The sequence below is a fragment of the Anaeromyxobacter soli genome (genome assembly GCF_022808855.1).
GTDB classification, from domain to species: Bacteria; Myxococcota; Myxococcia; order Myxococcales; family Anaeromyxobacteraceae; genus Anaeromyxobacter; species Anaeromyxobacter soli.
In genome coordinates this window covers 103409-128098 of sequence record NZ_JAKZLF010000005.1, presented here as the reverse complement: position 1 = coordinate 128098, position 24690 = coordinate 103409, and the positions used below count along the sequence as shown (strand labels likewise).

15 protein-coding genes are annotated in these 24690 nt (G+C 73.4%); 7 read left to right on the top strand and 8 right to left on the bottom strand.

Translation table 11 applies throughout. The features are described 5' to 3' along the window. Positions 1-88: 88 nt before the first annotated feature. Positions 89-3316: a C45 family autoproteolytic acyltransferase/hydolase gene (locus tag MLV88_RS05835; protein WP_243337041.1), complete on the bottom strand. Its 3228-nt coding sequence runs from the start codon at positions 3314-3316 to the stop codon at positions 89-91. 60 nt (positions 3317-3376) lie between these two features. After that, on the bottom strand, positions 3377-3982 hold the full coding sequence (locus MLV88_RS05830; RefSeq protein ID WP_242334828.1) for a tetratricopeptide repeat protein: 606 nt from the start codon (positions 3980-3982) through the stop codon (positions 3377-3379). Between the two features lie 143 nt (positions 3983-4125). On the opposite strand from MLV88_RS05830, the gene MLV88_RS05825 reads away from it, so the two are divergent. Next, entirely contained in the window at positions 4126-4668 is a 543-nt protein-coding gene (locus tag MLV88_RS05825; protein ID WP_243337037.1) for a hypothetical protein, read from the top strand. A gap of 67 nt (positions 4669-4735) precedes the next feature. Here MLV88_RS05825 and MLV88_RS24500 read toward each other — a convergent pair whose 3' ends face one another. Continuing rightward, entirely contained in the window at positions 4736-5854 is a 1119-nt protein-coding gene (locus tag MLV88_RS24500; protein ID WP_243337034.1) for a sensor histidine kinase, read from the bottom strand. Positions 5855-6003: 149 nt separating this feature from the next. Here MLV88_RS24500 and MLV88_RS05815 point away from each other — a divergent pair, with 149 nt between their 5' ends. Together MLV88_RS05815 and MLV88_RS05810 are read left to right on the top strand one after the other, a co-directional pair. Next, entirely contained in the window at positions 6004-7194 is a 1191-nt protein-coding gene (locus MLV88_RS05815; protein ID WP_242360585.1) for an acyl-CoA dehydrogenase family protein, read from the top strand. A gap of 121 nt (positions 7195-7315) precedes the next feature. Beyond that, entirely contained in the window at positions 7316-7714 is a 399-nt protein-coding gene (locus tag MLV88_RS05810) for a tautomerase family protein (RefSeq protein ID WP_242360584.1), read from the top strand. 67 nt (positions 7715-7781) lie between these two features. Here MLV88_RS05810 and tdh read toward each other — a convergent pair whose 3' ends face one another. The 3 genes from tdh to MLV88_RS05795 all read right to left on the bottom strand — a co-directional run bounded on the left by tdh (position 7782) and on the right by MLV88_RS05795 (position 12033). After that, positions 7782-8813: an L-threonine 3-dehydrogenase gene (gene tdh / locus MLV88_RS05805; RefSeq protein ID WP_243337031.1), complete on the bottom strand. Its 1032-nt coding sequence runs from the start codon at positions 8811-8813 to the stop codon at positions 7782-7784. A 19-nt stretch (positions 8814-8832) separates the two neighbouring features. Beyond that, complete coding sequence (locus MLV88_RS05800; protein WP_242334811.1) at positions 8833-10029, bottom strand: glycine C-acetyltransferase; 1197 nt, start codon at positions 10027-10029, stop codon at positions 8833-8835. A gap of 132 nt (positions 10030-10161) precedes the next feature. Beyond that, positions 10162-12033 (bottom strand): hybrid sensor histidine kinase/response regulator, encoded by a 1872-nt coding sequence (locus MLV88_RS05795; protein WP_242334808.1) that lies wholly within the window; start codon positions 12031-12033, stop codon positions 10162-10164. 321 nt (positions 12034-12354) lie between these two features. On the opposite strand from MLV88_RS05795, the gene MLV88_RS05790 reads away from it, so the two are divergent. Together MLV88_RS05790 and MLV88_RS05785 are read left to right on the top strand one after the other, a co-directional pair. Then, complete coding sequence (locus MLV88_RS05790; RefSeq protein WP_242334805.1) at positions 12355-12666, top strand: GNAT family N-acetyltransferase; 312 nt, start codon at positions 12355-12357, stop codon at positions 12664-12666. Positions 12667-12905: 239 nt separating this feature from the next. Beyond that, complete coding sequence (locus MLV88_RS05785; protein WP_243337028.1) at positions 12906-14030, top strand: esterase/lipase family protein; 1125 nt, start codon at positions 12906-12908, stop codon at positions 14028-14030. Positions 14031-14050: 20 nt separating this feature from the next. On the opposite strand, the gene MLV88_RS05780 is transcribed toward MLV88_RS05785, so the two are convergent. Next, positions 14051-14734 carry a PrsW family glutamic-type intramembrane protease gene (locus tag MLV88_RS05780; RefSeq protein WP_243337026.1) on the bottom strand — a complete coding sequence of 228 codons (684 nt, stop codon included), beginning with the start codon at positions 14732-14734 and terminating at the stop codon, positions 14051-14053. Positions 14735-15251: 517 nt separating this feature from the next. Here MLV88_RS05780 and MLV88_RS05775 point away from each other — a divergent pair. Next, positions 15252-16466 (top strand): HNH endonuclease, encoded by a 1215-nt coding sequence (locus MLV88_RS05775; protein ID WP_242352836.1) that lies wholly within the window; start codon positions 15252-15254, stop codon positions 16464-16466. A 174-nt stretch (positions 16467-16640) separates the two neighbouring features. On the opposite strand, the gene MLV88_RS05770 is transcribed toward MLV88_RS05775, so the two are convergent. Further along, positions 16641-23138 carry a hypothetical protein gene (locus MLV88_RS05770; RefSeq protein ID WP_242352838.1) on the bottom strand — a complete coding sequence of 2166 codons (6498 nt, stop codon included), beginning with the start codon at positions 23136-23138 and terminating at the stop codon, positions 16641-16643. A gap of 389 nt (positions 23139-23527) precedes the next feature. Between MLV88_RS05770 and MLV88_RS05765 the strand changes: the two genes are divergently transcribed. Then, positions 23528-24688: a TRAP transporter substrate-binding protein gene (locus MLV88_RS05765; protein WP_242340668.1), complete on the top strand. Its 1161-nt coding sequence runs from the start codon at positions 23528-23530 to the stop codon at positions 24686-24688. Positions 24689-24690 lie beyond the last annotated feature (2 nt).

Sequence of the window (24690 nt, the reverse complement as noted above, 5' to 3'; positions counted from 1 at the left end):
CGTCCCGGCGAGGGACGCTCGCGTCCGGTGGGGACGCCGCACCTCGCGTGATGCGGGCGCGCTCCCCCCGCCCCGGGTGGCGCGCGCGTCAGCGCGCCGCGGCCGACGCTGCGGCCGGGTCCTGAAGCTTCACGGCGACCTCGAGCCGCTCGGTGCCGAGGTGACCGCGCTCGACCACCTCGGGGCCGCGCCACGACGTCCAGCCGGGCAGCCCGCGCTGCCACGCGTGGGTCATCTGCCAGAGCTGGAGGCGCGAGTTCGCGAGGTACAGGTAGAGCCCGCGGCTCGGGTTCCACGGGTTCCGCAGGGCGATCGCGAGCCCCTCGTCGGCGCGCCCGTGCAGCGTCCCGTCCCACCGGAAGAAGCCGCGCCCGGCCTCGAACGGCAGCTTGCCCTCGCGCGCGAGCCGCGCGACGAGCGCGTTGTCGGCCGCGCCGCCGAGGACCACGAGGTCGTGCTCGGCGAGGTCGGCGTCGGACACCTCCGCGTCCGCCGCCAGCGGGGGGAGGACCTCGGTGAACGCGTCCGCCACGGTGTCGCGCCAGACGAGCGCGAGCGAGTGGCCGGCCTCGACCTGGCGGGAGGAGCCCCACACGAACAGCGCGCCCGGGAAGTCGTCGAGGAGGTTCGGCAGCACGAACGCGTCGTCGCGCCCCACGGCGGCGTCGCCGCCGAGCGCCACTCGCTGCGGGCGCTCCGAGAGCTCGAACGTGAACGTCCGCGTCGCGGCGGCGGGGACCTCGATCCGCTCGTAGCGGATCGTCTTCTCGCCCCGGATCGCGAGCGTGGAGACGAACGGCCAGGGGTTCGTCTTCTGCGCGATCTCCACGGCGAGCCGGAAGCGGTCGCCCGCGCGCGTGGCGACCGCGGAGAGCACGGGGTCCGGGAGATCGGCGCGCTCGAGCCACGGCCTCACGAACGGCGCGACGTCCTGGCCCGCCGCCGCGGAGAACGTCCGCAGGAAGTCCTCGGTGCGCATCGGCTTCCCCGCGTACCGCTCGTGCACCGCGCGCATGCCCTTCGCGAACGCCGCGTTCCCGAGGCGCAGCCGAAGCTGGTGCAGCGCGAAGGTCCCGCGGATGCGGGGGATCTGGTACGGGCCGTAGCGATCGTAGGCGGGCGACAGCCGCGCCGGCGCGGCGGCGCCCTCGCGCAGCGTGAGCCAGGCGAGGCGCGCGGACAGGTCATCGAGGCCGGCGCGGAGGGCCTCGAGCGCCTTGGCGGGCTCCTCGGGGAGCTTCGCCAGGAGCGCGTGGTACGCGGCCGAGCCGCTCGTGAACCAGGCGTCCGCGTCCGTCGCGGGGAACACCGTGTCCTTCCAGAGGAGCTTCGGATCGTAGGCGAGCGCCGGGGCGATCCCGGCGAGGTCCGGCTTCGGCTTCGCGCCGGGCGCGGCCGCCGCGCCGGACGCCGGGCGGGCCTCCCGCGCCGCGCGGGCGCGGGCGAGGCCGTCCGCCACGACGATGGGGCTGAAGGTCGTGTAGCCGAGCGTGAGGTGCGGGATGGCGTCGGGGAGGTCGGCCGGGATCCACCTCCCGCCCACCCACTTCTCGCGCAGGGTCGTCTTCCCGTAATGGGCCAGGAACACGAGCTTCTCCGCCATCTCCGCGGTGGTGAGCTTGCCGTCGCAGGCGTGGGGGCGGTTGAGCGGCGAGGACGCCCAGAGCCTCACGCCCGCCTCGAGGTCGATCCCGCCCCGGCCGTGCTCCCGGTAGAACTGCTGGAAGGCGATGTCGCGGTTCCAGGCGGGGAAGTTCACGTCCACCGGCGCGTCGCCCGGACCGAGGGTGAGCTCCCGCCGCACGGCGGGATCCCGCGCGTTGTTGTTCGCCCACACGAAGTCGCGGAGCCCGCCCGGCGTGTCGCCGCGGCGGCCGCGCGCGCCGGTGCGCCACAGGCGGCTCGCCTTCGTGCCGAGGAGCAGGCACGCGCCCTCGTCCGTCTTGGCGTCGGCGATCGTCCAGTCGTTCGAGTAGAGCCCGTTGTTCCCGGCGCGCAGCAGCGCCGCGACCTCGTCGATCGAGGAGCCGTACTGCGCCGCCTTGCGGATCCGGTTCGACTGCGGGGTCCCGGCCGGCTCGAAGGGCGTCTGCCCCACGGTCGTCTCGCCGATCACCATCCCCGCGCCGTTCAGGTACCAGTCGGACCCGGAGTGGATGCCGCCCGGGAAGGTCTGCATGACGAGCCGGTGGCCCTTCGCCGGCACGACGTCGAGCACCACGTCCCAGTGCACGCCGGTGTAGCCGTTCCACATGAACAGCTGCCCCATGACGAAGCGGCCGCTGCGCGTGGCCGAGCGGGTGGCGACGAACGACGAGCAGCGGTCTCCCTCCGCCTGGGCGGTCTCGTCCTCCGCCTTGACGAAGCTCCGGCCGCTGAGCGGCGTGCGCGAGACCTGGAGCGCGTCGTCGAGCTGCGCGAGGTCCACCGCCGAGTTGAGCGCGGCCACGTCGAGGAGGTCGAGCGGGCGGCCCTTCCAGCGCGCCCCCGCCTTCGCCGCGCCGTCGGCGATGCCCTTCATCTCCTCGAGGTACTCCGCGTCGAACTTGCGGAGCATGAGCGCGTCGGTGAGCCGGCGCAGGTCGTTCCAGCCGCGCTCCGGGTCGGCCTTGTCGTGCTGGACGGCGACCTTCGCGAGGAAGCGCGCGAGCTCGTCCGCGACGAGCGCTCCGTACTGCGCGCCGCGGGCGTACGGCTCGCCCTCGACGTGCACGAAGATCCAGCCGCCGTCGTCGTAGCGGAACCCCTCGCCCTCCCAGCGCACGGTCTCGAGCGGGACGTACTCGGTGACGTCGTCCACCGGCTCGAGCCGCACGTCGTCGAACACCGCCTCGCCGGTGGCGCGCCCGTTGCGGCCGAGGTGCAGCGCGACGCGATCCTCGGGCGCCAGCGCGAAGAACAGGAGCGAGAGCCGCCCCTCGCCGCTCGAGGGCGCCTGCGGCGAGCAGTTCGTGAACGGGGTGCTCGCCATCGCCACGCACGCGCCGAGCGCGGTGGGGTAGCGGGCGAGGGGATCGGCGCGGACGCCGCGCGTCCGCACCCACGCCGACAGGCGGTAGAGCTTGCCGACCTCGAGCCGCACGGGCGCGGAGGCGACCGTGACCTCCGCGCCCGACGCCGGCGCGGTGATCGCGAGCGCGCGGGCGCCCGTGGCGCGCGCCGCGTCGGTGACCGCCACCCGCGCCCCCTCGGTCGCGCGGACGGTCCAGGCCGGGGGCGGCGCGCCGGGCGCGCCCGCCTCGAAGCCGGGGTCCTGGAGGGAGAGGAGCGCGGGCGCCGCGGCCAGGGCCGAGGCGAGCAGGGCAGTGACGGGCATGCCGCGATTCTCGCGGATGCCCGCCCGGCTCGCCAGCGCGCGGCGCGCCCGCGCGGGACGCTACTTCGCGTTCTTCAGCTGCTCGAGCTGGGTGCGGGCCTGGATCGCCTGGCCGCTGCTCGGGTCGGTGGCGACGACCTTCTCCCACGCCTCCACCGCCTTCTTCGGCTGCTTGAGGTCGTACGCGTAGACGATGCCCAGGTTGAAGAGGCTCTGCAGGTGGCGCGGGTTCGCCTCGTTCGCCTTCTTGAAGTTCTCGACCGCCTTGTCGAACTGGCCGAGGGCCCGGTACATGACGCCCTGGTCCGTCAGGATGTCCGCGTTCCCCGGCTGCACCTCGAGCGCGTGGCCGTAGGCCTCGACCGCCTTCTGCGGCTGGTTCGTGTCGAAGTAGTCGTTCCCGAGCTGGGTCCAGGCCTGGACGTTCCTGGGATCCTGCGCGACGGCCTGCTGGAGCATGGCGATCCGCTGCTGGACGTTCACGCCTCCCGGGGCGCCAGGCACGCCTCCCATTGCGCCGGGCATCCCGCCCGCGGGCGCGCCGGCGGGCGCGGCGACGACCGGTGCGTGCGGGGTGCCGCCCCCCATGCTCGAGCCGACCGAGTAGCCGATGATGAGGCCGGCGAGCACGCCGACGAGCAGCGCGATGACGGTGTTCTTGTTCAACGGACTTCCTCCTCTTTGCGGACCGGCGGGTCCGGACGTGCGATTCTCGCACAGGAGCGACCCGGCAGGTACTCACGTCGTTCGCTCCCGCCCGGCGGGAAGGCGAGGCGGCGGGCGAGGCCAGGGTACACGGTGAGGTGAACATGCGGAGCACGTCCCTCGAGATCTTCGTCGCCGCCCTCTGCGCGGTCCTCCCCGCCGTCGCGGCGGCCGCGCCGCCCGCGGGCGACTACCGCGTCGCGGCCACGGTGCGCGTGCACGCCGGCGGCGTGCTGGATCGCGAGGTGCGCGAGGACGCGCGGGCGGTCGTCGCCCCGGCCTCGGCGGGGCGGGTCCGGGTGCGGCTCTCCGCGCGCGGGAAGACCTGCGAGCTCTCCGCCCGCGCGGGCGCGCAGGGCGAGCTCACCTTCACCCCGGGCCAGCGCTGCGCGCTCGACCTCGACGAGGAGGACGTGCGCGGGCGCGTGGACGCGACGCTCGGCTCGGGCACCGGGCGGGCGCAGGGAGACGCGCTCACGCTCGCGCTCGCCTGGAGCCTCGCCGGCGCGGTGAGCCTGCGCGTGGGCGGGCAGCGGATGGAGGTGATGGGCAGCGAGATCGCCGTGCCGGACGCGTGGGCGCCGGAGGTTCCGCTGCGCGGCACGGCCGACGCGCGCGGGGAGGGGAGGCGCTCGGGGGCGAGGTAGCGCGTCTTCCGGGAGGCCGACCGCGTTCACCCAGGGTGGCAGCCATCGCCAGCGGTGGTTCGCTCGCTCACCGCCGCCGGAGCGGCAGCCGGATCTCGAACACCGTCCCGCGCTCCGGGTCGGAGCGGAACGACACCGCGCCGCCGAGGACCTGCTCGCCGAGGAGCTTCATGCCGTAGGTCCCGAGGCCGCGGCCGCGCGCGGCCTTGGTGCTGAACGAGCGCTGGAAGATCCGCCCCCGCACCTCGGGCGGGATGACGCCCGCGTTGTGGACCTCCAGCGTCGCCTCGCCGCCCGCGGCGCTGCACGAGACCCCGACCTCGCCGCCGGGCGGGCTCGCCTCGAGCCCGTTCACGACCATGTTCACGAGCACGCGGAGGAGGAGCGCGGCGTCGGTCTCCACGACGAGGTCGCCGGGCGTGGCCCCGATCGCGAGCCGCCGCTCGCGCGCCGCGGCGTGGAACGAGAACACCGCGTCGAGCTCGGCGAGCAGGTCCGCGGCGCGCACCGGCCTGGGCTCGAGGGTGAGCAGGCCGCGCTCGGCGAGCAGGAGGGCGCGGTGGTCGCGGATCTCGCGCTCGAGCTGGGCGGTGAGCTGGTCCATCCGCTCGAAGGCGGCCGCCGGCTGGACGGTGCCGCGCCGCAGCCGCGCGGCCCAGCCGCGGAGCCCGGCGACGGTGTTGAGGACGTCGTGCAGGAAGAGCTGCTCGAGGGCGTCGCGCCGCTTCTCCGCGGAGACGTCGCGCAGGGACACCGCCGTGAAGGCGTGGCCGTCCACCGGGAGCGGCGTCGCGCGGACGTTGAACTCGAGGGCGGCGCGGCCGGGGAGCTCGCTGCGCAGCAGGCACTCCGCCTCGAGCGAGCGCGCCTCGCGCTGGGAGCACAGGATGGCGGCGAGCGCCCCGCACTGCCGGCACGCGGGCGACGCGCCGCAGTCCCCGGAGGCGTGCGCGTTCACGCACCCGAGCGCCTCGCCCATCCGCAGGCCCGAGAGCTCTCCGGTCCCGCCCGCGAGGTGCGCGCGGGGGTTCGCCGCGACGATCTGGCGCTGGGCGTTGAGCACCAAGATCGCCCCGTCGGCGGCCTCGAGCACGGCCGTCACCACGGGGCTCCGGCGCGCGGCCTCGATCTCGCGGCGGACCTGCTCCGGCGCCGCGCGGCGCGCGTCGGGGAGGGGGGTGGGCACGGCGCCAGGCGGGGGCGCGGCGGTGTCGGGTCCGCACATGAGAACGAACAGGATATCCGGGCCCGGCCCCGGCCGTCTGCCTCCGGAGGTCCCCGAGGTTCGGGACACCGCGCTTGACCGGCGCGGTGGCGCCCCGACAAGCTGCCGGGATGAAGATCCAAACACCAGCCCCCGCCGATCTGTTCCAGGTAGAGGACCGGCTGTCGGACGAGGAGCGGCTCGTTCGCCGCGCGGTGAGCCGGTTCGTGGACGAGCGGTTCCTGCCGGTCGTGCAGCGCCACTTCCGCGCCGGGACCTTCCCCCTCGAGCTCGTCCCCGAGATGGGCGCGCTCGGGATCTTCGGGATGACGCTCCAGGGCTACGGCTGCGCGGGCGCCTCGGCGATCGCCTACGGCGCGGCGATGCAGGAGCTCGAGCGCGGCGACTCGGCGCTCCGCAGCTTCGCCTCGGTGCAGGGGGCGCTCTGCATGTACCCCATCCACGCGTACGGCTCCGAGGCGCAGCGCGCCCGGTTCCTCCCGGCCATGGCCCGGGGCGAGATCGTCGGCTGCTTCGGGCTGACCGAGCCGGACTTCGGCTCCGATCCGGGCGGGCTCCGGACGCGCGCCGTGCGCGACGGCGACGCCTACGTCCTCGACGGCGCGAAGGCGTGGATCACGAACGGGAGCCTCGCCGACGTCGCGCTCGTCTGGGCCAAGGTGGACGGCGACGACGCCCGCGCCATCCGCGGCTTCCTCGTGGAGACGGGCACGCCCGGGTTCACCGCCAGAAACGTCGAGGGCAAGCTCTCGCTCCGCGCGTCGATCACCTCGGAGCTGCACCTCGACGGCGTGCGCGTCCCCGCCGAGAGCGTGCTCCCGGGGACCGAGGGGCTCGGGCTCCGGGCCCCGCTCTCGTGCCTGTCGAAGGCGCGCTACGGGATCGCCTGGGGCGCGGTGGGCGCGGCGATCGCCTGCTTCGAGTCGGCGCGCGCCTATGCGCGCGAGCGGATCCAGTTCGGGCGGCCGATCGCGTCGTTCCAGCTCGTGCAGGAGAAGCTCGTGGACGTGTGGGAGGGGATCGTGAAGGGCCAGCTCCTCGCGCTCCGGCTCGGCGAGCTCGAGGGTCAGGGCGGCGCGACCGCGGCGCAGATCTCGATGGCGAAGCGCGCGAACGTGCGGATGGCGCGCGACGCGGCGCGGACCTGCCGGGAGATCCTGGGCGCCGCCGGCATCGTCGACGACCACCCGCCCATGCGGCACATGGCCAACCTGGAGTCGGTCTACACGTACGAGGGGACCCACGACGTGCACACGCTGGCGCTGGGGAGGGCGGCGACGGGGATCGACGCGTTCACCTAGCTCGGATACCGGGGCGATCCGAACGTCGACCCCGACCTCCCCCGCTCCCACCCGGGCCGTCGCCCCGCGCCCGCTCCCCGTTACTCAACGGTCGCGGTCCCCCTCGACCCGGAGCGCGCCGATGCCCCACCTCTCCTTCGACCTGAACTTCGCCCCCACCGCCGAGGAGAAGCGGCGCTTCGCGGAGGCCGTCGTCGGCCACTTCGCGAGGATCATGGACACCGGCACCGATCACATCGGCCTCACCCTCCGCTCCTACGGCCGGGACGACCTCGTGTTCGGGCGCGCGGAGCAGCCGGAGAGGGGCATCGCCTTCCTCGACGCGGACATCCGGCGCGGGCGGACCGCCGACCAGAAGCGGCGGCTCGCCCTCGCGATCATGGACGAGCTCGAGCGGATCTGGCGCGTGCCGAAGCGCAGCGTCTACGTCGTGTACACCGAGCACGACGGCGAGAACTTCCAGCTCGAGGACCGCGTGCTGCCGTCGTGGACGGAGGGCGAGGATCCCCTGGCGGGCTAGCGCCCGCTGCCCTTCGAGGCGGTCGTCGCCGGCTCCGAGGAGTGAAGCCCCGGAGCCGGTCGCGCCCTCACCCGGCCCAGTCGAGCACGACCTTGCCGGACTGCCCGCTCCGCATCACGTCGAAGCCGCGCTGGAACTCGTCGATGGGGAAGCGGTGCGTGACGACGGGCGAGATGTCGAGCCCGCTCTGCAGCATCGCGACCATCTTGTACCAGGTCTCGAACATCTCCCGGCCGTAGATGCCCTTCAGCACGAGCCCCTTGAAGACGACCTGGCTCCAGTCGATGGCCTCCTCCCCGGGCATGATCCCGAGGAGCGCGAGCCGGGCGCCGTGGTTCATCACCTCGAGCATCTGCCGGAACGCGCGCCCGTTGCCGCTCATCTCGAGCCCGACGTCGAACCCCTCCTTCATCCCGAGGTCCTTCATCACGCCGCGCAGGTCCTCGCGCGCGACGTTCACCGCCCGCGTCGCGCCCATCTTCCGCGCGAGGTCGAGCCGGTAGTCGTTCACGTCGGTGACGACGACGTGGCGGGCGCCAACGTGGCGCGCGATCGCGACCGCCATCACGCCGATGGGGCCGGCGCCCGTGACGAGCACGTCCTCGCCCACGAGGTCGAACGAGAGCGCGGTGTGGGTGGCGTTGCCGTAGGGATCGAAGATCGCGGCCACCTCGTCCGGGATGTCGTCGGGGATCCGGTAGACGTTGCTCGCCGGGATCACCACGTACTCGGCGAACGAGCCGGGCCGGTTCACGCCGACGCCGACGGTGTGCCGGCAGAGGTGGCGCCGGCCGGCGCGGCAGTTCCGGCAGAACCCGCAGGTGACGTGCCCCTCGCCGGAGACGCGGTCGCCCGGCTTGAACGCCTCGATCTCGGCGCCCACCGCGTCCACCACGCCCACGTACTCGTGTCCGACGATCATCGGCACCGGGACCGTGCGCTGGCTCCACTCGTCCCAGTTGTAGATGTGGACGTCGGTCCCGCAGATCGCGCTCTTGCGGACGCGGATGCGCACGTCGTGGACGCCCACCTCCGGCACGGGCGCGTCCTGCACCATCCAGATGCCCTCGGCCCGCTTCGACTTCACCAGCGCCTTCATCGATGTCTACCCCTTGCCCTCAGCCGCGGATGACGCCGAGCGCGCGACCGACCTTCGCGAACGCGCGGACGGCGAAGTCGAGGTCGTCCCGCGAGTGCGCGGCGCTCATCTGCGTGCGGATGCGCGCCTGGCCCTTCGGGACGACCGGGAAGAAGAAGCCGATCGCGTAGACCCCCTCGTCGAGGAGGCGGCGCGCGAACTCCTGCGCCAGCGGCGCCTCGTGCAGCATCACCGGGATGATCGGGTGCTCGCCCGGGAGGAGCTCGAAGCCGAGCCTCGTCAGCTCGGCGCGGAAGTACGCGGCGTTCTCGCGGAGCCGGCGGCGGAGGTCGTCGCTCCGCTCCACGAGGTCGAGCACCTCGAGGCTCACCGCCGCGATCACCGGCGCGAGCGTGTTCGAGAAGAGGTACGGCCGCGCCTTCTGGCGGAGCCACTCCACCACCTCGCGCGTGCCCGCCACGTAGCCGCCCGACGCGCCGCCGAGCGCCTTGCCGAGCGTGCCGGTGACGAGGTCCACCCGGCCCATCACGCCGAAGTGCTCGGGCGTGCCGCGGCCCTTCTCGCCGATGAACCCCACCGCGTGGCTGTCGTCGACCATGACGAGCGCGCCGTGCCGCTCGGCGGCCTCGCAGATCGCCGGCAGCTTCGCGAGGTACCCGTCCATCGAGAACACGCCGTCGGTCACGACGAGCTTGAAGCGCGCGCCCCCGGCCTCGGCCTCGGCGAGCTTCGCCTCGAGATCCGCCATGTCGCCGTTCGCGTAGCGGTAGCGGCGGGCCTTGCACAGGCGGATGCCGTCGATGATGGAGGCGTGGTTGAGCGCGTCGGAGACGACCGCGTCCTCCTCGCCGAGCAGCGCCTCGAACACGCCGCCGTTCGCGTCGAAGCACGACGAGAACAGGATGGCGTCCTCGAAGCCGAGGAACCGGGCGATGCGCCCCTCGAGCTCCTTGTGCACGTCCTGCGTGCCGCAGATGAAGCGGACCGAGGAGAGGCCGAAGCCGTGGCGCGGCAGCGCCTCCTGGGCGGCCTTCACGAGCTCGGGCCGGCCGGCGAGGCCGAGGTAGTTGTTGGCGCAGAGGTTCACGACGCGCCGGCCGTCCGCCTCGACCCAGGCGCCCTGCGGCGTGGTGATGACCCGCTCGCGCTTGAGGAGGCCGTCGGCCTCGAGCTGGCGGAGCTGGGCGCGGAGGTGCTCGGTGAAGGCGACGTTCATGGGGACCCTCGAACGGTTCGGGCCCCCGGTTTAACCGATTTCCGGGTGGGACGCCTCTCCTCGCGCGCGACCCGCCTGGAGCGGCCGGGCGGCCGGGCGGGAGGAGCCCGCCGCGCCGTCGGGCGGGGCTCCTCAGGCGCCGCGCGCGGAGGCGGCGAGGACTGCGCCGAGATCCTCGAGCGAGACGGGCTTCGCGAGGTGGCGGTCGAACCCGGCCCGCGCCGCCTTCTCGACGTCGTCCGGCAGCGCGTAGCCGGAGAGGGCGACGAGGAGCGTCGTGGCGAGCTCCGGATCCCCGCGCAGCGCGCGGGCCACCTCGTAGCCGTCCACGAGCGGCAGGCCGATGTCGCACAGGACGAGATCCGGCCGGGTCGCGCGCGCCAGCGCGATGCCGGCCCGCCCATCCGGCGCGACCGCGACCTCGTGGGCCGCGCCCGAGAGCAGGTCGCGCAGCATCTCGGCCGCGTCGGCGTTGTCCTCGATGACGAGCACGCGCCGTGGCCGGCCGAGCGCGAGCGGGTCGCGCCGAGGCTCCGCCCTGGGGGCGTCCTCGGCCGCCAGCGGCAGCGCCAGGGTGAACTGCGCCCCGCGCCCCGCGCCGGCGCTCGTGACCTCGACCGATCCGCCGTGGAGCTCGACGAGTGATCGCACGAGGTAGAGCCCGAGCCCGAGCCCGCCGCGCGCGCGGTCGAGCCCGCCGTCCGCCTGCACGAACGGGACGAACAGGCGCGGCAGGAGCGCCGGGTCGATGCCCTCGCCGTCGTCGGAGATCGAGAGGAGCGCCCGGTCGGCCTCGCGCCGCAGCGCCACCGTCACGCTGCCGCCGCCGTGAGTGAACTTCTCCGCGTTCGCGAGCAGGTTCCCGATCGCCTGGGCGAGGCGGGTCGGATCGCCGTCCACGTGGAGCGGCGCGTGGCCGCCGTCGATCCGGAGCGCGACGCCGTGCGCGGCGAGCAGGTCCGCGTGATCGGCCGCGGTCTGGCGCGCGAGCGCCGCGAGGTCGACGCGCTCGCGCCGGAGCTGGATCTTCCCGTGCGCGACGCGCGTCACGTCGAGGAGATCGTCCACGAGCCTCGAGAGGTGATCGCTCTGCCGGCGGATGACCTCGCGCGCGCGGGTGGCCTCCGGGCCTCCCGGCACGGCGCGATCGAGGACGGCGAGCGCGGTGCGCACCGGCGCGAGCGGGTTGCGCAGCTCGTGGGAGAGCATCGCGATGAACTCGCTCTTGCGCCGGTCCTCCGCGCGGAGCGCCTCCTCCGCGGCGACGCGCTCCGTGGTGTCGACGCCGGCCTGGACGAGGTGCCAGTGGTCGAGCGGGAAGAGCGAGGTGAGGTAGTGGCGCCCGTCCCACGCGAAGCGGCGCTCGAACGAGCTGCCGCGGCCGCTCGTCATGACCTCCCGCGAGGCCTCGAGGACGTCCGCGATGACGTCCGCGCCGAAGAGCTCGCTCGCGCGCCGGCCGGTGACCTCCTGGAGCGGCGCGCCGAGGAGCCGGAGCGCCTCGCGGTTCGCGTCCGAGAGCACCCAGTCGAGGACGCGGCCCGCCCCGTCCCGCACCACCGTGTAGATGAGGACGTGCTCGCGCAGCTCGTCGAAGAGGCGTCGGTAGCGGGCGCCGTCGCGGCCGGGTCCCGGCGCCGCCTCGGCGGTGACGTCGCGCAGCGCGAGGAGCCGGCCGGTACCGCCCTCGAGCGGGACCGCGGTGACGCGCCCCTCCCACCACGCCTCGCGGCCGTTCACGATGCGCGGGCGGCGCGGCAGCTCCCTCCGCTCGCCCGCGGCGAGCGGCTCGCACAGCGCCCGCGTGAGCGCGCGGTCCCAGGGGAGGAGCTCCGCCACCTCGCGCCCGATCGCCTCGTCGGCGAGGTGGCCGGTGACGCGGAGCCACTCCGGGTTGGTGCGGACCACCTTGCCCGCGGCGCTCACGAGGCACAGGCCGACCCCGGCCTGCTCGAAGAGCGCGTCCACGAGTCCGTCCGCTGCGGTGCCCCCATCGCTGCGCACGTCGGAACACCTCCGCTCCAGGTGTAGGGCGGATGATACCCGGGGGGTGGGTCCCCGTCACATTCCGTGCCGTCCCGCGAATCTGGGGCGTGCGCTGGTCATGAGACGTGGCGGCTCCAGGCATCGCGCGTGGCATCGCGGCTCGCGGGTCGAGGCGGTCCTGCCGCGGTGATTGGTCACGTCGGCGGCGTGAGATCCCGCCACGGAGAGCGGCGCGCCGCGGGGCCTCGTGGGCGGGGGAGCTCGTGCCCGCGGGCCGCTCGCCCGTGTCCCCGTTTCCCGGCGTGCATCCGTCCGGATCGCTCCTTACGCTCCACCTGCATGAGCGAGGAGAACCTCGAGGCGGGCGGGCTCGACGTGCGGCACGAGGAGCAGGGCGGCCGCGGCGCGTTCTACGTCGAGCAGGGCGGGCGGCGCATGGCGGAGCTCTCGTACGCGCGCGAGGGCGGAGATCGCGCCGTGATCGAGCACACCGAGGTGAACGACGCGCTGCGGGGGCAGGGGGTGGCCCGGAAGCTCGTGGACGCGGCCGTGAGCTGGGCGCGCGCGAGCGGGACGCGCTTCGTGCCGATCTGCCCGTACGCGCGCGCCGTCTTCGATCGCGACGCCTCGCTGCGCGACGTGCTCGTCTGACTCTCGCGGACCTCCGCCCGCGAGAGGCTCGTCGAGCCGCGCGCCGAGTCACGTGAAGTCGGTCGCGCGAGACGAGCTCGAGGCCTCCTGGAGCGGAGCGCGTGCAGCTGGAGCCGCTCGCGTGGGTCCGGTGTGTCTGTGCGTGACGGGCCCGGCTCGATCGGGGCTTCGTCCCGTGCGCTCGCGCCGCACCACGCCTGGGAGTCCGGAGGCGGCCGCGCGGGGGCTAGATTTCCCCGGTGAACGGGCCGCATCACCTCATGCTGGTCCCGGGCTTCTTCGGGTTCGCGAGCCTCGGCGACTTCGCCTACTTCGGCCACGTCCGCGAGTACCTGTCCGAGATCGGGCCCGCCCTCGGGGTCCGCGGCGAGGTCCGGGTGGTGAGGACGATCCCCACCGCCTCCCTGCGGGTCCGGGCGGCCCGGCTCGTCGAGTCCATCGACGAGCTCCTCGACGAGAAGGGCGGCAGCGTCAGCGTGATCGGCCACTCGAGCGGCGGCCTCGACGCGCGCCTCGTCGTCACGCCCGACGTGTCGCTCCCGTCGGCCGTCGACGTCGAGCGCTGCGCGCGCGCGGTCCGCACCGTCGTGACCGTCTCGGCCCCGCACCACGGCACGCCGGTCGCGCACCTCTTCAACAGCCTCCTCGGCCAGCAGCTGCTGCGGCTCCTCTCCGTCCTGACCATCTACGTGATCCGGGCGGGCCGGCTCCCCATCGGCCTCGGGCTGCGCGTCGCCCGGATCCTCCGGCGTCGCGACGCGGCGCCGGGCAGCCTCGTCGACCAGCTCCTGAAGGATCTCCTCGCGGACTTCTCGCGCGATCGCCGCGAGGAGATCGAGTCGTTCTTCGCGAGCCTCGGCAAGGACCAGGATCTGGTGGGCCAGATCACCCCCGGCGCGATGGACGTGTTCAACGCGGCGACGCACGACCGGCCGGGGGTGCGCTACGGCTGCGTGGTGACCCGGGCGCGGCCGCCGGGGATCCGCTCCGCCCTCGGCGCGGGCCTCGATCCCTACGCCCAGACGACGCACGCGGTGTACGTGGCGCTCTACCGCGTCGCATCCCGCACGCCCGCCGCCCACCAGCCGCGGCTCACCCGCGCCCAGGCCGCCGTCCTGCGCCGCGCGTACGGGTGGCGCACCGACGCGCGCGCGAACGACGGGATGGTCCCGACCCTGAGCCAGGTCCGGGGCGACGTCATCCACGCGGCCTGGGCCGATCACCTCGACGTCATCGGCCACTTCCACCACCCGACGCGCGTGCCGCCGCACTTCGACTGGCTCACGAGCGGCAGCGGGTTCGACCGGCCGCAGTTCGAGCACGTCTGGCGAGAGGTCGCGGCCTACGTGGCCGCCGGGCAGTGAGCGCAGCCCCGCTTCGTCGTTCAGCGCGCGACCGGCACCGGCGCCTGGGCGGCGCGCGGAGGGAGGCGCGCGCGGAGGTAGAGCCACAGCGGCGCCGCGAGGAGCGCCGCGCCGTAGCCGAGCTTCCCCGCGTCGGACGCGAGGCTGAGGTCTCCCGCCGCGTGCAGCGCCGCGGACAGGGCGAGCCCGCCCGCGAGGGAGCCCCAGGCGCGGCGCGCGTCGCGCGCGAACGCAGCGACGCCGAGGGCGAGGGGGAGCGCGAGCAGCGCGTGCGCGGCCGGGCCGAGCGCCACCCTCGCGAGCGCGACCGGCGAGTCCCAGCCCTGGAGCGTGGTGAGCGCCTCGAGCGCCGCGAACCCGGCCGAGACGCCGACCGCGGCGCCCATCACGCTCCGCGTTCGCCAGCCGCGCTCCACGACGAGCAGCAGCCCCGCGAGCTTCGCGCCCTCCTCCACGAGGCCGATGGCGCCCGCGAGGGGCGCGGCGGAGGCGAGCCCGGCGTGGGACAGCCGCTCCCACTCGAGCCGCACGCCCGCCCCGTCCAGGAGGTCGTAGGCGATCACGGCGAAGCCGAACGCCGCGGCGCCCCCGAACAGGGAGTGAAGGGCCAGACCCCGGATCTCCCCCGCCCGGCGCGCCGCCAGCGAGGCCCAGGCGAGTCCCGACGAGAGGCACGCGACGGCGAGGAGGAGCTCCCACGGCATGGAGCCAAGGTGGGAGCGGGGCGGACGTCCGTGCGAGCCCCCGTGCGGACGCCGGCCCGGAGGGGCACGCGGCCGGCGGTCGCATCGCGCGTAAACGACAGTCCGTGATTCGCGATCCCCCTTCGGTGCCGCGACTCACGCGTTTCGGCCATGTTCCGGAGATCGCGCCGGCGCACGGACCGGGGCGTCGCGTGAGTCGCCGCGCAGTTCACGTAGAGTCACAACTATCGCCAGCGATAGTCCACCGGAACTTCGCAGCGTCGCTCGCGCTCAGGGCGGCGTCCCAGTTGCGGTGGGTGAAACATTCCCATTGACGCCTTCTCGCCTCGATCGCGCTCGGCATATGAGTAGGCGCGGGAGGGTCGCTCTCGCGCACGTACCTCGCGCGGGAAGCGCGCGCCGATCGGTTTGAGGCTCCGACGAGGGTGCAGCGGAGAACGCCGCGCAGGCGCGAGCCTGGAGCGTCTCGGGAGCTCCGGAAATCGCGTGTTACGAAGGGTGTACTGGAGGTCACCCCATGTCCGCGCTCGCCCCCGCTGCTCTCGAATCGAACGTCCTCGCCCTGCGCCTGCGCGAGCTCGCCGGAGAGGAACGGAACGTCCAGGTCGACTTTCTCCTGCACCTCGACGAGTTTGATCGGCGCCGCGCCTTCGTCGAGGTCGGCCATGCGTCCCTCTGGGCCTATTGCCTGGAGGCGCTCCACCTGCGGGAAGGCGCCGCCGGCCGGCGCATCCAGGCCATGCGGGTCTTGCGCCGCTTCCCGAGCCTCGAGGCTCCGCTGCGCGATGGGCGCTTGTGCCTATCCACGGTGGCGCTTCTCGGCCAGGTGCTCACCGAGGAGAACGTGGACGACCTCCTCGCTCGCGCCGCCTTCCGGACGCGCGCCGAGGTCGAGCAGCTCGTCGTCTCCATCCAGGCGCGAACCGCTCCGCGCGCTGGCCTCCGCAAGCTGGCCGAGCGCGCGCCCGCCGCGGGAAGCGCAGCGCTGCAGCTCCCGGCTTCCGATGCAGGGCAGGCCGAGACGGCGACCGAGCCCGGCACCGCGAAGCCGACCCTCGAACCGGGACCCGCGGCCGGCGCGCTGCCGGCGCCACCGCCCCCCGTCGCACAGCCGAAGCGCAAGGCCGAGACGCTCGCCGTCTCGGAGAGCCACTGGTCGCTCCGGGTCACCCTCGACCGCGCCTGCAAGGAGGACCTCGAGACGCTCCGGTCGCTTCTGTCGCACAAGGTCCCGGACGGCGACCTCGCGGCGGTGCTCCACGAGGCGATCCGCTGCGCGATCGAAAAGCACGGCAAGCGCAAAGGCGCTGTCGCGCCGGAGCGGAAGACGAAGGAAGCGAAGCAGGCCGGGACGACGAATGCCGCCGCGACGAAGAAGACCGCGGCGAAGCCGCCGGCTGCGAGGACCACGATCCCGGCGATAGTGCGCCGCGCGGTGTGGACGCGCGATGGCGGGCGCTGCGCGTGGGTCGGCCCGGACGGCTGTCGCTGCAACAGCCGCTGGAGGCTCGAGCTCGACCACATCCAACCCGCCGCCCTCGGGGGACTGTCGACGATCGACAACCTCCGGCTCGCCTGCCGAGCTCACAACCTGCTTCACGCTGAGAAAACCTTTGGGCGCGAACACATGGACCGCTTTCGCCGCGATGCGGGCGACGGGCCGACATCGCTCTCGCGCACCGACGTGGCGCCTCTGCGTCCCGTCATGCAGCTGGGGATGTGGGCGTCGTGACGCTACGGCGGCCCGGAGTTAGCCGAACATCAAACCGGAGGTCCGGTTCGCATGCCCGCGCGGCGAGAGCGACGCTCGCCGCTCGCGTGCTCCCGGCCTCCGAACCCCTACGCCCCACTTCCGCCGGTGATGCTCACCCGTTCGCTCGCCTGTTCGCGAAGCTTGATCGGCCGTTTACGGCGAGAACGTCGAGGTCAGCGTCGTCGCGTCGCTCCCCACGTTGGAGGAGCGGTTGGGCGCGGTGTCGAACTGCTCGGCGGTGCGCGCGAAGGCGGTGATCTCGACGTAGTACGTCCGGTTCGCGACGAGGAGGCCGGCCGGGAGCGTGATCGAGCGACCGGCGACGGCCCACGTCGCGACGACGCGCGTGGCGCTCGCAGTACCGCTCGCGTAGAGCTCACGGAGCGTGACGCCGTAGCTCGAGGGCGTGCCCACCAGCGGGGCGGACCACCCGATCGTCGGCGTCGCGCCGACGGCGCCGAGGGTGCCGAGCGCGTCGAGCCCGTTCACGAGCGGCGCCTGGACGGGGCCGACCGCGGGGACGATGGGCGAGGGAGGCGCGGGCAGCATGGGCTCGCGCCGGGACACCGTCGCGAGCGCGTCGAGCGAGGTGGCCGCGCCGGGGGCGGTGTAGCTCACGCGCGCCGTGAACGAGGCCACCCGCGACTCCGACCAGAGCGCCGGGTCCAGGTACCGGCCGTAGACGATGGGCGGCGTGAGCGCCGTGAGATCCACGTCGGCGGTGGCGGCGGGCTGGACGAGGCGGAACAGCTCGAGCACGCCGCCGGCGGCGACCGGGGCGGGGCTCGCGAGGGCGTAGGGGTGCGTGCGGACCAGGAGCGCGTGCGGGTTCGCGGCAGGCTGGGCGCCCGGGCCCATGGACGCGAGCAGCGCCTCGAACTGGCTCGTGCGCCAGTCGATCGTGAGCGTCCCCGTCTGCGTGGTCGTGCCGAGCGGCGCGGTGAGGCTCGCGGCGACGCCGTTCGTCAGGTCGGCGCCGAAGGTCGTCGCGCCGTAGCGGGTCATGGCCTGGTAGGCGAACGCGCGGATCCCGCTCGTCACCGTGGACGTCGCGAGCTGGTGCACCCACACGGCGTCCGTCGCGCCGACGAGGTTCAGGGCTCGCCCGATCGAGCTCGAAGACCAGTCCTCCACGACGCTCCCGCCGACCTCGCCGGCGACGAGCTCCGTGCCGGAGATCGGCGCGTCCCAGACGTCGACGTCGGGCGCGGCGAGCTGCACCTCGTCGCTGTCGATCCAGCCGGAGAGACCGGACACGGTGAGGGTCACGGGGGTCGGGGCGCTCGCGGCGGTGGCCTCGCGGCCGAGCACGTCGTAGCCGAGGTCGAAGGAGGTGGCCGACGTCTCGTAGAAGTGCGTGACGCCGGCGCCGTCCGTGAACGCGAGGGTGTAGGCGCCGGGGGGCACGCCCGAGATGGAGAACGAGCCCGACGGCGAGAACGAGCCGGGGTAGCGGGTGCCGTCCGGCCCGATGGCCTCGACCTGCGCGGTGAGCGAGACCACGTCGGGCGCGACCGTCGTGGTCTGGCACGGGGAGGCGACCGAGCAGCCGGCGCCGGTGGTCCAGCGCGTCACGAGCCGCGTGCCGGTGACGACGCGGAGGCACGCTCCCGCCTTGCAGACGAGATCCGTCCCGCAGGCGGCGCCCTCGTTCGTCGCGACCGTGCCGTTCTCGCAGGTCTGGCTGCCCGTCGCGCACGAGGTGACGCCGGCGACGCAGACGTTCGAGTTGGTGGTGCACGCGGCGCCCGCGACGCACGCCACGCAGCTCCCTGCGCTGCACACCTTGTCGGTGCCGCAGGAGGTGCCGTTCGCCTTCACGGTGCTCGTGTCGGCGCAGGTCAGGGCCCCCGTCGCGCAGGACTCGGTGCCGTCGACGCAGGGGTTCGGGTTCGTGGAGCACGCGCCGCCAGCGGCGCAGGCCACGCAGGCGCCCGCGTTGCAGACCTGGTTCGTGCCGCAGCTCGTGCCGTTCGCGAGGTTCGTCGTGCTGTTCTCGCAGGTCTGGCTGCCGGTCGAGCACGACGTCGTGCCCGCGACGCACGAGTTCGTGTTGGTCGAGCAGGCCGCCCCGGCGGTGCACGCGGTGCAGGTGCCGCCGCTGCAGACCTGGTTCGTGCCGCAGGTCGTGCCGTTCGCGAGCTGCGTGGGGGTCGCGACGCAGGTCTGGGTGCCGGTCGAGCAGGAGGTCTGCGACACGACGCAGGCGCCCGCGGGCGTGCAGTCGGTGCCGGCGACGCACGAGCTGCACACGCCGCCGTTGCAGACGAGGTTCGTGCCGCAGGTCGTCCCGTTCGACTTCGGCGTCGCGGTGTCCACGCAGCTCTGGGTGCCGGTCGAGCAGGAGGTCGTGCCGTCGACGCACGGGTTCGGGTTCGTGCCGCAGGGCAGGTTCGCCGTGCAGGTCGAGCAGACGCCGCCGTTGCACACCTCGTTCACGCCGCAGGTCGTCCCGTTCGCGAGGACGGTCGCGCTGTCGACGCAGGCCTCGGTGCCGGTGGTGCAGGAGGTCGTGCCGGCCCGGCACCTGTTGGGGTTCGTCGCGCAGGTTTGGTTCGCCGTGCACGCGGTGCAGGCGCCGCCGTTGCAGACGAGGTTCGTGCCGCAGAGCGTGCCGTTCGGCTCGGCGGTGGCCGTGTTCACGCAGGTGGACGTCCCCGTGGAGCACGAGGTCGTGCCGGTGAGGCACGGGTCCGGGTTCGTCGTGCAGGCGACGCCCGCGGTGCAGGGCGAGCAGACGCCCGCGCTGCAGAAGAGGTTCGTGCCGCAGCTCGTCCCGTTCGCGAGGACCGTCGTCGAGTCCACGCAGGTGGACGTCCCGGTGGAGCAGGAGGTCGTGCCGGCGAGGCAGGCGTTCGGGTTCCCGGAGCAGGAGAGCCCCGCGGTGCACGCGGAGCACACGCCGCCGCTGCAGACCTGGTTCGCGCCGCAGACGAGGCCGTTCGCCTTCGGCTTCGTCGGATCGTCCAGGCAGGCCTGCGTGCCGGTCGAGCAGGAGGTCGTCCCACCGAGGCACGGGCTCGGGTTCGTCGTGCAGTCGAGGCCCGCGGTGCAGGTGCCGCACACGCCGCCCGAGCAGACCATGTTCGTCCCGCAGCTCGTGCCGTCCGTCTTCGGCGTCGAGTCGACGCAGGTCGAGGTCCCCGTCGAGCAGGAGGTGACGCCCGTGAGGCACGCGGCGCCGGGGTTCGAGGTGCAGGCGGTGCCGGCGGTGCAGGCGGTGCAGGCGCCGGCGTTGCAGACCTGGTTCGTCCCGCAGGTCGTGCCGTTCGCGATCGGCGTGGTGGTGTTCTCACAGGTCTGCTGGCCCGTCGCACACGAGGTGACGCCGGTGACGCAGGGGTTCGAGTTCGTCGAGCAGGCGCTGCCGGCCGTGCAGGCGTTGCACGTTCCGTTCAGGCAGACCTCGGGCACGCTCGTGTTCACGTCGCAGGTGGTGCCGTTCGGGGCGGGCTGGGCCGGAGCGGTGTCGTCGCACGTCTGCACGCCCGTCGCGCAGGAGGTCACGCCGAGGATGCACGGCGTCGGGTTCGTGCTGCAGGAGAGGCCCGCCGTGCAGGAGGCGCACACGCCGCCGTTGCACACCTGGTTCGTGCCGCAGCTCGTCCCGTTGGGCTTGGCCGTCGAGTCGAGGCAGGTCTCGCTCCCCGTCGAGCAGGAGGTGATGCCCGTGAGGCACGCGGAGCTCGGGTTGTAGTTGCAGGCGGCGTTGGCCGTGCAGGCGCTGCACGCCCCGCCGTTGCAGACCAGGTTCGAGCCGCACGTGGTGCCGTTCGTCTTCGCGGCGCCGTCGATGCAGGTCTGGGTGCCGGTGGCGCACGAGGTGACGCCGTCGTGGCAGGCCGGGTCCGGGTTGGTGGTGCAGGCGAGGCTTGCCGTGCAGGCCGAGCACACGCCGGCGCTGCACACGAGGTTCGTGCCGCAGGAGGTGCCGTTCGCCTTCGCCGCTCCGTCGACGCACGCCGAGGCGCCGGTGGCGCAGGAGGTGACGCCGTCGTGGCAGGCGGGATCCGGGTTCCCGACGCAGGCGGTGCCGGCGGTGCAGGCGGAGCACGCCCCGCCGTTGCAGACCAGGTTCGTGCCGCAGGTCGTGCCGTTCGCCTTGGCCGCGCCGTCGACGCAGGCCTGCGTGCCCGTGCTGCACGAGAAGACGCCGTCGTGGCAGGCCACGTCCGGGTTCGTCGAGCACGCGCCGCCGGCGGCGCAGGCGACGCAGGTGCCCCCGTTGCAGACGAGATCCGTGCCGCAGATCGTCCCGTTCGTCTTGGGCGTCGAGTCGACGCAGGTTTCGGTGCCGGTCGAGCAGGACGTCACGCCCGTGAGGCACGCCGCGCCCGGGTTCGCCGTGCAGGCGAGGCCCGCGGTGCAGGCGCTGCACGTCCCGTTGAAGCAGACCTCCGGGACGCTCGGGTTCACGTCGCAGGTCGTGCCGTTCGCGATGATCGTCGTCGTGTCGATGCAGGCGCGGGTTCCGGTCGAGCAGTCGGTCACGCCCGCGACGCACTTGTTCGGGTTATCCGAGCAGGCGGTGCCCGCGGTGCAGGCGGTGCACGTCCCCCCGTTACAGACCTGGTTCGTGCCGCAGGCGGTGCCGTTCGCCAGGTTCGTGGCGGTGTTCTCGCAGGTCTGCGCGCCCGTCGAGCACGAGGTCGTGCCAGCGACGCAGGGGTTCGCGTTGGTCGAGCAGGCCAGGCTCGCCGTGCAGGCGATGCAGGTGCCGCTGCCGTTGCACACCTGGTTCGTGCCGCAGGTCGTGCCCGCGGCGATGCTCGTCGCCGTGTTCTCGCAGGTCTGCTGCCCGGTGGCGCAGGAGAACGCGCCGGTGACGCAGGGGTTCGGGTTCGTCGTGCAGGCGCCGCCCGCCGCGCAGGCGGTGCACGTGCCGCTGAAGCAGACCTGATCCGTGCCGCAGGTCGTGCCGTTCGCGATGGTCGTGGTGGTGTCGACGCAGACCTCCTGGCCCGTGGCGCAGGAGGTCGTGCCGGCGACGCACTTGTTGGGGTTCGTCGCGCAGGCCGTGCCGGCCGTGCAGGCGACGCACGCGGAGTTGTAGCAGACCTGGTTCGTCCCGCAGGTCGTCCCGTTGGCGATCGCGGTCGCCGTGTCGACGCAGACCTCCTGGCCGGTGGCGCAGGAGGTCGTGCCGGCGACGCACTTGTTGGGGTTCGTCGCGCAGGCCGTGCCGGCCGTGCAGGCCACGCACGTGGAGTTGAAGCAGACCTGGTTCGTCCCGCAGGTCGTCCCGTTGGCGATCGCGGTCGTCGTGTCGACGCAGACCTCCTGGCCGGTGGCGCAGGAGGTCGTGCCGGCGACGCACTTGTTCGGGTTCGTCGCGCAGACCACGCCCGCGGTGCAGGCGACGCAGGAGCCCTGGTAGCAGACCTCCGGGGCGGACGGATTCACGTCGCACGTCGTGCCGTTCGCGACGAGCGCCAGGGTGTCCGTGCAGACCTCGAAACCCGTGTCACAGGTGATCCGGCCCACGTGGCACGGGTTGGTCGGCGTGCAGGCCGAGTCGAGCCGGCAGACGTTGCAGACGCCGTCGCCGCAGACCTCGTAAGGCGCGGTCGGATTGACGTCGCAGACCGTGCCGTTCGTGACGTTGCCGTTCTCGATGCACTGGGGGAGGCCCGCGTCGCAGCTGATCGCGGCGGTCTTGCAGGGGTTCGCGGTCTGGCAGGTCTCCCCGGCGTAGCAGCGCTGGAAGTGCCAGTCGGCGTCGATGGTGCCCTGGCTGCCGCAGTCGATGCGGTACCGCCCGCGCACCTCGTCGGTCTGGATGAGGGGCGTCTCGAGGTACGACCGCCCGCACTGGAGATAGTTGATCCCGAAGCTGTCGAAGACGACGTACGAGAAGCCCGGCACCTGGCTGCCGGTGCCCGTCGTGCACGCGGTGTCCCAGACGGCGCTCGCGCCCCAGCGGAAGCTCGCGGGGCTCGAGAGGATCTCCGTGATGTTCGGCCCGACGTCCTGCGTCGCGGTCGTCGGGCTGCAGGTGGCGCCCGGGATGGTGATGGGCGAGTCGGCGGTGATCCGGCCGGTCTGCAGGTAGTAGCTCGCGCTCGCGCTGCCGTCCTCGAAGTGGAGCTGCGAGATGCCGTGGGCGGTGACGCCGTCGCGGGTGGACGTGATGTTGTAGACGCCGGAGAGATCGCGCGTCGAGGGGGCGGGGACGACCGCCCAGTCGCTGAAGTGCGTGGTGGTGGCGACGAGGGTGTGCGCGACCGGGTCGCGGCGGACGCCGGGGACCTTGACCCAGTAGCCCGACGCGTCCTGCGTCGCGATGCCGAGGTCGAACACCGAGACGTCGGGATCGACCTTGAAGATGAGCGCCACGGGGGCGGAGAACTTCGTGCCCTCGGGGCCGAGCCGGTAGGCCGTCCCCGTGCCGTGCGGCGCGTGGTTCGTGATCTCGGTGATGGTGATGTCGAGCGGGGACCCGATCGCGCCCGCCGGGACCGCCACGACGAGGCCGCCGCCCCGCGCGGTCACGCTGCCCCCGACCGTGCCCACCGAGCCGCCGGTGCCCTCGCTCGTCGGCGTTCCGGGCGTGGTGGGGGAGGGAGGTGAGGCGACCTCGGTGGTGCCGCACGCCGCCGAGAAGAGCAGCGCGGCTGCGATCGCCCGGGCGTGGAAGCGGGTGCGGAGCATGCGGCCGGAAGCTATCACGCCACTCCTTCGCGGGGGCGGACGCCAGGGCGTCGGCCCCACCGTTTGCGCGGCAAAACGCCGCGCGCCGCGCGCTCCGGCTGAGGGCCTCCGGAACCCGCGAACGCCCGCACTCCCGCTCAACGATGGACGCGCCGAGGTTCTTCCGCTCGGGCCTAGGTCGGGGCGCCCGGTGGTGTCGATGACCTGACGCACCGTGTCGTCGGCAAGCCGTGGATGTGCGCTCGCCGTCACATCCGGAGCCGGCCGCGCCGCGGCACGGAATCCGTTCAGCACGCCCCGCCGATGCCTTGCCGCCCGCTCGACGCGCTTCCAACGAAGTCCTCTGCAGCAGCCCACCTACCCCGGCTCACGGCAGAAGGAGCGCAGGCATGAAGAAGAACGCGAAGGGCTCGGCGCCCGAGGCGAAGGTGCAGCGTACGCGGCGTGACTTCCTCCGGAGGGCGGCGCTCGGCGCGGCCGGAGCGGCGGTCGCGGCCGGCCCGACCATCCACGTCGCGCAGGCTCCGACCACGCTGCGGTTCCAGAGCACGTGGCCGACGAAGGACATCTTCCACGAGTACGCCCTCGACTTCGCGAAGAAGGTGAACGAGATGTCGGGAGGCCGCCTCAAGATCGAGGTGCTGCCCGCGGGCGCCGTGGTGAAGGCGTTCGACCTGCTCGACGCCGTCGGGAAGGGCACGCTCGACGGCGGCCACGGCGTCGTCGCCTACTGGTACGGGAAGAACACCGCCCTCGCGCTGTGGGGCTCGGGCCCGGCGTTCGGGATGGATCCGAACATGCTGCTCGCCTGGCACTACTACGGCGGCGGCAAGGACCTCATGGAGGAGGTCTACAAGTCCCTGAACCTCGACGTCGTCTCCATGCTGTACGGGCCGATGCCCACGCAGCCGCTCGGCTGGTTCAAGAAGCCGGTCGCCAAGGTCGACGACATGAAGGGGCTGAAGTTCCGGACGGTCGGCCTCTCCATCGACATCTTCACCGGGCTGGGCGCGGCGGTGAACGCGCTGCCCGGCGCCGAGATCGTGCCCGCGATGGACCGTGGCCTGCTCGACGCGGCCGAGTTCAACAACGCCTCGTCGGACCGGGCGCTCGGGTTCCCCGACGTCTCCAAGATCTGCATGCTCCAGAGCTTCCATCAGTGCTCGGAGCAGTTCGAGGTCCTGTTCAACGGCGCCAAGTACAAGGCGCTCCCGCAGGACCTCCGCAACATCGTCTCCTACGCCGTCCAGGCCGCCTCGGCGGACATGTCGTGGAAGGCGATCGACCGCTACTCCGCGGACTACCTGGAGATGCAGCAGAAGCAGGCCGTGAAGTTCTACAAGACGCCCGACGCGGTCCTGAAGCGGCAGCTCGAGATCTGGAACGAGGTGATGGACAAGCGCGCCGCCGAGAACCCGATGTTCAAGAAGGTGCTCGAGTCGCAGCGCAAGTTCGCGCAGCGCGCCGCCCGCTGGCAGGCCGACACCAACGTCGACTTCCGCATGGCCTACAACCACTTCTTCGGCAAGCAGGCCGCGAAGAAGGGCTAGGG

What these genes read in the sequence shown, in the direction of transcription:
- MLV88_RS05835 (WP_243337041.1), bottom strand. Translation starts at nt 3,316, where the DNA reads ATGCCCGTCACTGCCCTGCTCGCCTCGGCCCTGGCCGCGGCGCCCGCG.
- MLV88_RS05825 (WP_243337037.1), top strand. Translation starts at nt 4,126, where the DNA reads ATGCGGAGCACGTCCCTCGAGATCTTCGTCGCCGCCCTCTGCGCGGTC.
- MLV88_RS05815 (WP_242360585.1), top strand. Translation starts at nt 6,004, where the DNA reads ATGAAGATCCAAACACCAGCCCCCGCCGATCTGTTCCAGGTAGAGGAC.
- MLV88_RS05810 (WP_242360584.1), top strand. Translation starts at nt 7,316, where the DNA reads ATGCCCCACCTCTCCTTCGACCTGAACTTCGCCCCCACCGCCGAGGAG.
- tdh (WP_243337031.1), bottom strand. Translation starts at nt 8,813, where the DNA reads ATGAAGGCGCTGGTGAAGTCGAAGCGGGCCGAGGGCATCTGGATGGTG.
- MLV88_RS05800 (WP_242334811.1), bottom strand. Translation starts at nt 10,029, where the DNA reads ATGAACGTCGCCTTCACCGAGCACCTCCGCGCCCAGCTCCGCCAGCTC.
- MLV88_RS05790 (WP_242334805.1), top strand. Translation starts at nt 12,355, where the DNA reads ATGAGCGAGGAGAACCTCGAGGCGGGCGGGCTCGACGTGCGGCACGAG.
- MLV88_RS05780 (WP_243337026.1), bottom strand. Translation starts at nt 14,734, where the DNA reads ATGCCGTGGGAGCTCCTCCTCGCCGTCGCGTGCCTCTCGTCGGGACTC.
- MLV88_RS05775 (WP_242352836.1), top strand. Translation starts at nt 15,252, where the DNA reads ATGTCCGCGCTCGCCCCCGCTGCTCTCGAATCGAACGTCCTCGCCCTG.
- MLV88_RS05770 (WP_242352838.1), bottom strand. Translation starts at nt 23,138, where the DNA reads ATGCTCCGCACCCGCTTCCACGCCCGGGCGATCGCAGCCGCGCTGCTC.
- MLV88_RS05765 (WP_242340668.1), top strand. Translation starts at nt 23,528, where the DNA reads ATGAAGAAGAACGCGAAGGGCTCGGCGCCCGAGGCGAAGGTGCAGCGT.